This is a genomic window from Bacteroidales bacterium, assembly GCA_021157585.1.
Lineage (GTDB): Bacteria > Bacteroidota > Bacteroidia > Bacteroidales > UBA12170 > UBA12170.
The window spans coordinates 1-11809 of the sequence record JAGGWH010000066.1; the positions used below are offsets into that span (position 1 = coordinate 1).

Here is an 11809-nt window from a genome sequence, read left to right on the forward strand (position 1 = left end):
GTTTAGCACATCCTTCTGTAGGGACTATTAAAAATCATCCTTAAATCAATAAGGGTGATTAAGAAATATACGGATGGATATTTAACCAACAACTAATTGTAAATGACACATTCACCCGAATACATCTATAGCGAATTACCAGCCATTGAATTGTTCAAAAAAATGGGTTACCAATACTATAATGGTAACAAACAGGATGAACGCCCAGATATTTTTGAAGTCATATTAAAAGATAGATTGCTAGAATCTATTCAACGCATCAACCCTTGGATTAACAAACACAATCTTAACAAAGCATACGCTCAACTCACTTCAGTCAACGGTACTTCCTTAATGGAAATCAACCAAAAGATTTGGGAACTTATAAAAGGTGGAACCTTTACCGTAAAACAATTGATTGAGGGCAAAGAAGACTTTCATCCCGTTCATTTCATCGATTATGTCAATCCCGATAACAATGATTTTTTAGTTGTTAATCAGATAAAATACCACGGAAAATACCAGAATTCAATTCCTGATATCGTAGTTTACATCAACGGTTTACCCATTGGTGTAATTGAATGTAAATCACCTACAGCACTTAACGCTTGGGATAAAGCCTATAGCGATTTAGATTATTATCAAAAGAATTCGGAGAAACTATTTCATTTCAATCAAATCAATGCTGGCATTTGGCAAGTAGGTGGAAAATACGGTGCTATCAATGCGCCACAACAATTCTATTCTGTTTTTAGAACTAAGAAGACAGATGACCTAAGTTTTTTGGGTAGTAATCCAACGGAACAAGATAAACTCATTTATTCTATTTTCAAGAAAGACCAAGTATTGGATATTATTCGCCATTTTGTAATTTTTGAATTGGATGAAGGCAGAACCATTAAGAAATTACCCCGATATCAGCAAATAAGAGCAACAAACAACACCATCGCTAAATTACAATCAGGCAAAGGTGGTGTGGTATGGCACACACAGGGTTCAGGTAAATCCATAACCATGGTTTATGTAACTCGCAAGTTACAAGCACCTGAGTTTGGTTTTAATAACCCAACGGTGATGGTAATGACCGACCGTAAGGATTTGGATAGGCAGATAACCACCACTTTCCAGAACGTCGGATTTAAAAATGTGAATCAGGCATCTTCTGTTGCACATCTGGATAAGTTATTGCGTAATGATTACGGTGGAATTATCACAACCACATTGCAAAAGTTTCAAGAAACGGACACGGAAGCAACTTCACAAGTTGACCAGACAGAATTGGAAGAACGTGGAAATCTAATGGTCGAGAAATCGATAAACGACAAGACGCTTACTAAGATTACCAAAGAACTACAAAAAGGTAAATGGGTTGAAATAGACCGTGTAGAAATAGACTTACAGGAACTTTCCAAGAAAGAAAATCTTTACATAATGGTTGATGAAGCACATCGAAGTCATTATGGTTTCTTAGCAGCGTTTATGCGTACTGTATTGCCTCATGCGAAGTTTGTAGCTTTCACGGGAACACCAATCTCCAAAGAAGATAAATCGACCCTAGGTGAGTTCTACGGCGGTGATTACATCGATACCTATACTATTAAAGAATCTGTAGAAGATGGAGCAACAGTTAAATTATTATATGATGAAGGCATTGCTCAGCTTGATGTAAAAAAAGAAGAACTCGATAAAGATTTTGAAGAGAAATTCGGTCATCTATCAGAGGATAAAAAAGATAAGCTAAAGAGTGAAGCATTACGCAAATACCAATTATCAAAAGAACGTGTAGATGTTATTGGAAGGCATATCGTTGAACATTATCAGAATAAAATCTACCCTGATGGTTATAAAGCGATGATTGTTTGTAGCGGAAGAGAAGCTGCTATTAAATACCAACAAACGTTAATCAAATTAAAACAAGACGGAGTTCATGATTTTGAATCTAAAGTCGTTGTAAGTATTGGTTCTCCTAAAGCAGATGTTATTGCCAAGGAATATTACGAAACATTGGAATGGAATAAGAATAATCCATTGGATAAAAAACCAATCTGGGTTACTCCACCAGAAAATATTAAAACAGTTACCGAAGATTTTAAGCTACCCTTTGGCGATGTTAATGAAACCGAGAAATCGGGTAAGAAGAAATACGATAATACAGCATTTATCATTGTCTCAGATATGCTGCTTACTGGTTATGATGTACCCATTGCTTCCTGTTTATATCTGGATAAGCCATTGAAAGAACATAACCTATTGCAAGCCATTGCAAGAGTGAATCGTTCGGGTAAAGGAAAAAATGCTGGTTATATCGTGGATTATAATGGCATTACGGCTTATCTAATTCAAGCATTGGAAATCTTTTCTGGTGACCTCAGACCTGATGATATATTGAAGAACCTAAGTGAAGAAATCCCAACACTGGAATTGAATCACAACAAACTGGTAGACTTCTTCAAACCAATGAGAATTGATAGGAATTACAACAGAGAAAAATATATTGATGCAGCGGTTCGCTTTATTGAACCCATAGATAAACGTGATGAGTTTAAGGTATTATTAAAACAGTTCAATAAGTCCATCAATATTGTATTGCCAAACACCATGGCAATGAAATATCAAGGTGATTTCAAGTTATTCAATGAAATAAAATTAAGAGCCAGAAATGTTTATCCCGATGATGAGGAACTGAAAATAACCAGAGATGAAAGCAATATGCTCCAATCGATGATTGATGAACATCTTAAAGCAGCAGGTGTGGAAAATCTATTGGCAGAACCCGTTTCCATCATCGATAAAGATAAATTCAAAGAAGAAATCCTCAACGCATCACCAGCAACCAAGGAATTGAAGATGCGCAACAATTTAATCCATACCATCAAAGTTGGAATGGATAAGAACCCCGATTTCTATAAGCCATTAGCACAGCGATTGGATGAATTAATCAAACAACGAAAAGAAGAAAGACTCACTCAGATGGAGTTGCTAAAAATGTTTGCAGATATTCAAGATGAAATCATTGCCGAGCATAAAGAAGGTGAAGAAAAAGGATTCAAAACAGCAAGTGAAAAAGCGGTTTACTCTTCCATGAAAATACTTTTTGATGACAATGCCGAAGATGCTACCAAAACCATATTCGAACTTATTAAAGGCGAACTAAATATTGTTGGATGGGCAGATAAAGGGCAGGTTCAAAAAGATATGGAAAATAAGATAATGCGTTATCTTAAAACTGCCAATATTGAACGTACCGAAGCCAAGTCAAAAGCCAAGGAAATGGTTGATATCATTAAGAAGAATAACGATGCCTGAAGTACAATACGGCAATAGAACCATATCATACAACATTCTGGTAAAAGAAGGTTTGAAATCGCATTATATCACCGTTCATAAAGGTGAAGGAGTAGTGTTGAAGGGCAAAGCAATTAGCCTTGAGAAATCACAACAACTTGTACTGAAGAAAGCTAAATGGGTGATAGATAAATTGGATTTGGTCAAGTCTATTTGTGATGATGATATCGTTACGGGTTCACGGATTCAATACCTTGGACGAAAGTATTATGTGGAGTTATTTATCGATGATTCTCTTGAAGAAATAAGCATCGATTTTACGGAGTCTAAATTTAAAGTGAGTCTACCCAAAGAATTAAATACTCAGCAAGAAATTAAATCTGCATTTGAGCAATTTATTGAGCATAAAGCTGAAGAAAAGATTGCACCACGAATCCGTAAATGGTCAAGAAAAACGGGCTTAGAATTTAATCATATCAAATTCGCTAAACTTGAAAAACGTTGGGGTAGTTGCACTCCAAGCAATAATATTATCATCAATACAGATGCAGTTAAACTACCCTTTTCTTTAATCGATTACCTTATTGTTCACGAATTAGTCCATACCAAAATCAAGAATCACTCCAAAGAATTCTGGGCGGAGGTTTCTAAGCATATTGGCAATTGGAAAGAATTGGATGATAAGATGTATGGGATGAAGTTGTAGCTGTCCAACCTCTTATTTTAAGTTATTAACTTTTTCATTAGATTTTCTTGCTGATTATCAGAAAACGAACCTAGATATTGCTGAGTTGTACTAATGTTTTGATGCCCTAAGCTCTGGCTAATGAAAGCAATCGAAACATTCTTTTGCATTAAGATAGTGGCATAACTATGTCTAGCAGAATAAGTGGTAATTGTTTTAACTCCCAATGCTTCACAAGCTCTTTTAAGACGTTTATTAACACTTTTAACGACATTAGGAACACGGTCATAAAGATATTGAGGTGTTGTTCCTGTGAGCAATGGAAACAAAAACGAGTTGTTGATATTCTTATATCGTTCAATGATTAGCTTAGCTTGTGGTAATAGAAAGACCCTAATTTGCTTGCTTGTTTTGGCTCGGTTATAAATTAAAAATTCGTCTTGAATGTTGTCAGTTGTGAGCATCGCAATATCTTTAATATTTGCACCTGCACAATAGTAGCTAAATTTGAATAGGTCGAAATATAGGTTATCAATATCCTTTATGAAACTAAATTTAAGCAATTTATTTATGTGTTTTTCTGGTATGGCACGTTTGTTATTCGTTGGACTTGGAATTTTAAAATTCTCAAAGGGATAACTATCAACGATGTCTCGATTTTTATTTATTACCGCTCTTAAACTTCTAAGGTATAGTGAAACGGTTGTTATGCTCTTATTTTTTAAATGCTCTTGATAACCCTTTAGAAACTTGTTATTGATGTCGTTTAAAACTAATCCCTTTTTATACCCTTCAATACTATTCAAGGCGGTTTGATACATACCACTCGATTTAATTTGGTTATTTGATTGAAGGTCTTTGATGTAGTTCAAAAAGCAATTACGAAGCTTGTTATCCCTTTTAGATTTTTCACCACTAAACAATGCCTTAAAAGCAGCAAAGCTATACCTATCCATAGTTTGGATAATAGCATTAGCTTTTTTAATTGAATCGTTTAGACGGTCTTTAATTTGAATTTGGTCTGGGGTTAACCTTCGACCCCGTTGTATTTTATCAAATTCAACCTTGCTTAAGAATATACCCAAAGCAATGAAATTGGATTTTCGTTCAAATCCAAGTCTTAATTTAACTGAAAATTTTCCTGAAACGTCTTGTAGACGCAAAACAATCGATACACTTACATTCATAATTTCTATTTTATGAATGTTCAATTGCCATTTTTGGTGCTTTTTCGTTAACACACAAATTAACACACAAATTGCAATTTGTGTGTTAATTGACCCGTAATTTAGCCCAAACTAACACACATTTTAATAATATCAATACAAACAAAAAAGCACCTAGAACCGAAGTTATAAGTGCTTTTTAAGAGTGTGGGGACTGCTGGATTACTCACAAGTTCGTGAGCTCACCGTCTATCGACGCTTCGGTTCGAACCAGCGACCCTCCCGATGTAAAATCGGGATGCTCTGAACCAACATTTAGAATTATTTTTTAGGATTCTGAATAAGTTTTTCAATAGCGGTTCTACTTTTCCATTTCTTCACTTGTCTTTCTCTGGCATACGCTAAAGATTTAGAAATAAAAGTTTCAAAGTAAACGATTTTCCAATCACCAATTCCGCCTGTAAAACCTTTGTGGTTTGAATTATGCTTTCTTAATCTTTCTTCTAAATTCTGGGTGCTACCGATATAATATTTATTCAGCTTTTGAGAATAGAGTATGTAGAAATAAAATTCCATAGGTACAAAAAAAGCCACTTAAAAAGTGGCTTTAGGTAGTGGGGACTGCTGGATTCGAACCAGCGACCCTCTGCTTGTAAGGCAGATGCTCTGAACCAACTGAGCTAAGCCCCCAATAAAATTTAAACTTTGCGTTTGGCTTATTGCCTTAGCGGTTGCAAATATACAGTTTTTTTATTTGCAGCAAATTTTTTTGAGAGATTATTTACTTAGTTTAATTATTATTATCTTGTCGCTTGAAATAAGAAGAGAAAAATACGTATTGTATTATCATAGATTATTGTCAAATAGAATAAAATATTATGCAAATAGAAGCTTTTTTTAAATTATCGTATGGATTATACGTTGTTAGCACTAAGAGCAAAGATAAACTCAATGGATATATTGCCAATACTGTTTTTCAGGTTACTGCAGAGCCGGCACAGTTGGCTGTGAGCTGTAGCAAAGATAATCTCTCAGCTAAAATGATTGATGAGAGTGGTGCTTTTTCTGTTTCAATTATTCATAAGGATGCCGGGCAGAAAGTAATATCTACTATGGGTTATAAGACAGGATATGAAATTAATAAGTTTGACGGTTTAAACTATATTGAAGGTCAATCGGGAAGTCCAATTTTAACTGATGATTGTTTGGCTTGGTTTGATTGTAAGGTAATGCAGAAAGTAGATGTTGGAAGCCATATTTTGTTTATTGCTGAAGTTTTAGACAGTAAACTTATTGAAGAGTTGAAAGAGCCAATGACTTATGCCTATTATCGTGAAGTAAAAAATGGAGTTGCACCTAAAAATGCTCCTACTTATGTAGATAAGTCAAAATTATTAAAACCAAAAGAAAAAGACCTTACAAAAGCCGCAGATCCTTTAACTCAAAAATGGGAATGTACCGTTTGTGGTGAAATTTACGATCCTGTTGAAGGAGACCCTGATGGTGGTATTGCTCCGGGAACACCTTTTGAAGATATTCCCAATGATTGGGTTTGTCCCACTTGCGGAGTTTCCAAAGAAGAATTTATACCTATGAATTAAAACAATTACATTTGATTAATCTTAAAATTTAAATCTATGAATACATTAAAAGGAACAAAAACAGAACAAAATCTATTAAAATCGTTTGCAGGAGAGTCTCAAGCTCGTATGCGTTATGATTATTTTACAAAGCAAGCAAAAAAAGAAGGCTTAGAACAAATTGCAGCTATATTTGAAGAAACAGCTTTAAATGAAAAAGAGCATGCAAAAAGGTTTTTCAAATTTTTAGAAGGGGGTATGGTAGAGATTACAGCGACTTATCCTGCAGGAAAAATTGGTACTACATTAGAAAATCTGAAAGCTTCAGCCGAAGGCGAAAATGAAGAGTGGACGGAATTATATCCTGAATTTGCTAAAATAGCTGAAGAAGAGGGGTTTAAGGAAATAGCAACAGCTTACAAAATGATTGCAAAAGTTGAAAAAGCTCACGAAGAACGTTTTACAAAGTTGTATAATAATCTTGAAGAAGGTAAAGTTTTTGAACGCGAGGGAAAAATAGTTTGGAAATGCCGTAACTGTGGTTATCTGCATCAAGGAACAAAAGCACCTAAAGTTTGTCCTGCTTGTTTACACCCACAATCATATTTCGAAATTAAAGAAACTAATTATTAAAAGAAATTTGTTTTTATTTAAGTGCTCGATTTTTTCAAGTCGGGCACTTCTTGTTTGTCGACATAAAATTTTCAACAAAAATCAATTGAAAAATCGTAATTTTGCACTCCTTAAAACAACTTTACCAAGCCGTATTAGTAGTTTTTAACAATAAAGAAAAATAGCTTGAATGGAAAATATTAGGAACTTTTGTATTATTGCTCATATCGATCACGGTAAAAGCACGCTTGCCGACCGTTTACTGGAGTTTACAGATACTATTTCTGAGCGCGATATGCAAGAGCAATCGTTAGATGATATGGATCTGGAACGCGAAAGAGGTATTACCATAAAAAGTCATGCTATTCAAATGGACTACGAGCAAGATGGAAAGTCTTATGTTTTAAATCTTATTGATACTCCCGGTCACGTCGATTTTTCTTACGAAGTATCTCGATCTATAGCTGCTTGTGAAGGAGCCTTGTTGATTGTTGATGCTACGCAAGGTATTCAAGCTCAGACAATTTCGAATTTATATTTGGCTATAGAAAACGATTTGGAAATTATTCCGGTTCTGAATAAGATGGATCTCGACAATGCTATGCCGGGCGAAGTCTCCGATCAGATTATTGATTTAATAGGATGCGAATTAGAGGATATTATTCAGGCAAGTGGGAAAACGGGTTACGGTGTAGATAAAATATTAGAAGCTGTTGTTGAACGTATTCCTGCTCCAAAAGGCGACCCAAAAGCTCCTTTTCAGGCCTTGATATTCGATTCTGTTTTTAATTCCTTTCGTGGTATTATTGCTTATTTCCGTATTCTGAATGGGGAAATTCATAAAGGCGATCACGTAAAATTCTTTACTTCTGAAAAAACATATCATGCCGACGAAATAGGTGTTTTAAGGATGACTCAAGAACCTCGGAAAGTGATGAAAACAGGAGATGTTGGTTATATTATTTCGGGTATTAAAACGGCTAAGGAAGTCAATGTTGGCGATACAATTACCCATGTTGATCGACCTTGTGATGCTGCTATCGAAGGTTTTGAAAAAGTAAAACCAATGGTATTTGCAGGAATTTATCCTGTAGATGCAGATGATTACGAAGAACTACGATATAGTTTGGAAAAATTACAACTTAATGATGCTTCTTTAACTTGGGAGCCCGAATCGAGTATGGCTTTAGGATTTGGTTTTCGTTGTGGCTTTTTAGGTCTTTTACATATGGAAATTATTCAAGAGCGTTTGGATAGAGAGTTTGATATGAATGTTATTACTACCGTTCCAAACGTATCTTATAAAGTTGTTTCGCATAAAGGTCAGATGACAGAAGTACATAATCCGTCAGGTTTGCCGGATCAGAAATATATCGACCATATTGAAGAGCCTTTTATTAGAGCTCAGATTATTTCAAAATCTGATTATGTGGGTTCCGTTATGAAGTTATGTATAGATAAAAGAGGAGAATTACTCAATCAGGTTTATCTTACTTCCGATAGAGTAGAGCTTACGTTTAATATTCCTTTAGGAGAAATAGTTTTTGATTTCTACGATAAGCTGAAAAGTATCTCTAAAGGATATGCAAGTTTTGATTATCACCTTTCCGGATATAAACCCGCTAATTTAAGTAAGCTTGATATTTTATTAAATGGTGAACCCGTTGATGCTCTTTCAACATTGATTCATCGTGATAATGCTTATGACTTTGGTAGAAAAATGTGTGTTAAACTCAAAGAGTTAATTCCACGTCAACAATTTGATATTGCTATTCAGGCTGCAATTGGAGCGAAGATTATTGCTCGCGAAACGGTAAAAGCTGTTCGTAAAGATGTTACTGCAAAATGTTACGGTGGAGATATCACGCGTAAGCGTAAATTGTTGGAAAAACAAAAAAAAGGGAAGAAAAGAATGCGTCAGGTAGGTAATGTTGAAATTCCTCAAAAAGCATTTTTAGCCGTTTTAAAGTTGGATTAAAAAACACTTAAAAATGACAGTTTCTAAATTAAATAAGGAAGATCAAGAGTTATACGATCGTATTTTTCAACAAAACCACGAATGGGCTGCTGATAAAAAGAAAAACAACCGTAGTTTTTTTAAAGATCATTTTAAGGAACAAAACCCTCAATTTTTGTATATTGGATGCTCCGACAGTCGTGTCCCTATTAGCGATTTAACAGGTTTAGACATTGGGGATATATTTGTACATCGAAATATTGCTAATGTAGTTTCGAAAGACGATAAAAATCTTATGGCGGTTTTGCAATACGGAGTCGAAATATTAAAAATTAAGCATATAGTTGTTTCGGGTCATTATGGTTGTGGCGGCATAAATGCTGCTAATTCAGGAAAGCATTACGGTTTAATGGATTCGTGGTTAGACAATATTAGAAAAGTACGCTTGGAGCATGCTAAGGAATTGGATTTAATTTCTGATAAAACCAAAGAAAACGATAAGCTATCAGAATATAATGTTATTACTCAGTGTGAGAATTTGATAAAAATAGATTTTATTAAAAAGAGCTATGCGGAAAATGGGTATCCGATAGTGCATGCTTGGATTTACGATATGCGTTCCGGTCTTTTACGCGATATGGAATTTGATATGTTATCTGAAAAGAATATTAAAAACAGCTAATTCTTGGTGTTTTGAGGCAGTACATACATTTTTATTAATTCTATTTTTGTTTCAGTAGCTTTTAGTATATCAATTTGAAAATTTTCTATAAATAATTTATCTTTTTCTTTGGGAATACTTCCGTACTCGTGAATAATATAGCCTGCAAGAGTTTCATATTCCTCTGATTCCGATAGGTTGAGCTTATATTTTTCATTTACAAAATCAATCTCTATTCTGCCGGAAAAAATATATACATTATCTGCAATATTTTTATCAACCAATAAACCTTTATCAAACTCATCTTCAATCTCTCCAAAAATTTCTTCCATAATATCTTCCAAAGTAACTATACCGCTGGTTCCTCCAAATTCGTCAACCACAATAGCCATACTTTTGTTTTGTTTTATAAAGAGAGTTAATACATGGTTTGCTAACATACTCTCCGGAATTATAAGTGTTTGGCGGAGAATACTCTTTATGTCTTTAGGCTTAGAAAAAATATCAAAAGCATGTACATAGCCAATAATATTATCGATATTTTCTTGAAAGATTAAAATCTTAGAGTGACCTGATTTTGTTAATATTTTCTGTACTGCATCTATAGATTCATTTATTTCCAAAGCTACGATTTCGGTACGTGGCACCATGCATTCTCTAATTTTTACATTTCGGAATTCAATAGCATTTTTAAATAATACTTTTTCTTGTTCTCCAAGCACGCTCTCTTCTTCCGTATCTGTAATTTCCTGAACAAAATCATTTAATTCTATGGGCGATAAGCTATATCCCTCATCCTTTAATTGAAGTCGGAATAGTAAACGGAAAATTATTTTTGCAATCCAGTTTATAAAAGTTATAAAAGGCAAAAACAGATAATAAATTAGAAAAAGAGGGACAGAAAAGATTAATAAAATACGATTCGGATTTTTTCTAAAAATAATTTTCGGAAGGAATTCTGCAACAATTAAAATAAGGACGGTTGATAAAAGCGTTTGGATAAGCAGAATGAGTAGCTCGTTAGTACTCAAATCGCCTAAGAATTGTTGAATGGGCTGTTTTAAAACAGTAGCAAAAGCAAAACCATAAAAGACCAAAGAGATATTATTGCCAAGCAATAGGGTTGCAATTAATTTTGAAGGTGAGTTATAAATAGAAAAGAGCCATTTTGTTTTAGACGATTTTTTATCGAGCTCCATTTTTAATTTAGAAGCACTAATAAATGCTATTTCCAATCCGGAAAAAAGAGCCGAAAACAAAAGGCTTAATAAGATAATTTGATATTGAGTCATCTTAATTTATTTCGTTGTCTTTTACATTAATAGTTCCTCTGACATTGAATATTTCTATATACTTAAAGCTTTGATCTGCTCTAATACTATCGCCATGAATTGTCTTGTCTTTTTCAATAAGGGTTACAAATACGTTATTATATATCTTCTTCTTTTTTTCATCCCAAAACAGATGCTCTGTAAGAAGTTTTTTGCCTGAGTTATAATTAGTTACAATAACATTTTTCTCTACTTCCATTAGCTTGGATTTCTGAAAGCGTTTACCATATTCGGCTTGTAACTCAGAAATTTTCTTATTGTTTTTATCGTAAGTTTTAATCTTTAGCCCATTGGGAAATTCAATATAAGGGTCTTCGCCACCAATTTGATACAGAAGAGGAGCGGTAAGTATCATCTGTATTTTTGCAGAATCAGAATAAATAATACGCACATCTTTGGCTATTTCGGAGGGAATAGTATCTGCCATTGTTAGCTCGCGAATGGTTTCCATTTGGTTTTCACAAGCAAAAAGCATTGCTGTAAAAAAGATTACAACAATGCTTTTTAGTCCAAAAATAATAGTTCTTTTTGGGGTTATATTTTTCAATTTTAT

At 34.1% G+C, this 11809-nt stretch carries 10 protein-coding genes and 1 tRNA gene; 6 read left to right on the top strand and 5 right to left on the bottom strand.

Annotation, left to right across the window (positions count from 1 at the left end):
- Positions 1–102: 102 nt before the first annotated feature.
- A complete protein-coding gene (locus J7K39_04105) occupies positions 103–3285 on the top strand; it encodes a type I restriction endonuclease subunit R (GenBank protein MCD6179068.1) in 3183 nt (1060 codons plus the stop codon).
- Complete coding sequence (locus tag J7K39_04110) at positions 3278–3970, top strand: M48 family metallopeptidase (protein MCD6179069.1); 693 nt, start codon at positions 3278–3280, stop codon at positions 3968–3970. The genes J7K39_04105 and J7K39_04110 overlap by 8 nt, the downstream gene beginning before the upstream one ends.
- 17 nt (positions 3971–3987) lie before the next feature.
- Here the strand turns inward: J7K39_04110 and J7K39_04115 are convergent, their stop codons facing one another.
- From J7K39_04115 to J7K39_04125, 3 genes are all read right to left on the bottom strand, one after another.
- Positions 3988–5136, bottom strand: a complete 1149-nt coding sequence (locus J7K39_04115; protein MCD6179070.1) for a site-specific integrase — start codon at positions 5134–5136, stop codon at positions 3988–3990.
- Positions 5137–5436: 300 nt separating this feature from the next.
- On the bottom strand, positions 5437–5709 hold the full coding sequence (locus tag J7K39_04120) for a GIY-YIG nuclease family protein (protein ID MCD6179071.1): 273 nt from the start codon (positions 5707–5709) through the stop codon (positions 5437–5439).
- Between the two features lie 21 nt (positions 5710–5730).
- Positions 5731–5805: transfer RNA gene (locus J7K39_04125), tRNA-Val, on the bottom strand.
- A gap of 188 nt (positions 5806–5993) precedes the next feature.
- On the opposite strand from J7K39_04125, the gene J7K39_04130 reads away from it, so the two are divergent.
- The 4 genes from J7K39_04130 (at position 5994) to J7K39_04145 (ending at position 9946) form a co-directional block, all read left to right on the top strand.
- The gene (locus J7K39_04130; GenBank protein ID MCD6179072.1) at positions 5994–6716 is read left to right on the top strand and encodes a flavin reductase; all 723 of its coding nucleotides are present in this window, start codon (positions 5994–5996) and stop codon (positions 6714–6716) included.
- 36 nt (positions 6717–6752) lie between these two features.
- Positions 6753–7328: a rubrerythrin family protein gene (locus J7K39_04135; GenBank protein ID MCD6179073.1), complete on the top strand. Its 576-nt coding sequence runs from the start codon at positions 6753–6755 to the stop codon at positions 7326–7328.
- Between the two features lie 169 nt (positions 7329–7497).
- Complete coding sequence (gene lepA / locus J7K39_04140; GenBank protein ID MCD6179074.1) at positions 7498–9285, top strand: translation elongation factor 4; 1788 nt, start codon at positions 7498–7500, stop codon at positions 9283–9285.
- Between the two features lie 13 nt (positions 9286–9298).
- Entirely contained in the window at positions 9299–9946 is a 648-nt protein-coding gene (locus J7K39_04145; protein ID MCD6179075.1) for a carbonic anhydrase, read from the top strand.
- On the opposite strand, the gene J7K39_04150 is transcribed toward J7K39_04145, so the two are convergent.
- Both J7K39_04150 and lptC read right to left on the bottom strand, forming a co-directional pair.
- Positions 9943–11217 carry an HlyC/CorC family transporter gene (locus J7K39_04150; protein MCD6179076.1) on the bottom strand — a complete coding sequence of 425 codons (1275 nt, stop codon included), beginning with the start codon at positions 11215–11217 and terminating at the stop codon, positions 9943–9945. The two genes, J7K39_04145 and J7K39_04150, sit on opposite strands and share 4 nt — an antisense overlap.
- Before the next feature lies 1 nt (position 11218).
- Positions 11219–11803: an LPS export ABC transporter periplasmic protein LptC gene (lptC, locus tag J7K39_04155; GenBank protein MCD6179077.1), complete on the bottom strand. Its 585-nt coding sequence runs from the start codon at positions 11801–11803 to the stop codon at positions 11219–11221.
- Positions 11804–11809 lie beyond the last annotated feature (6 nt).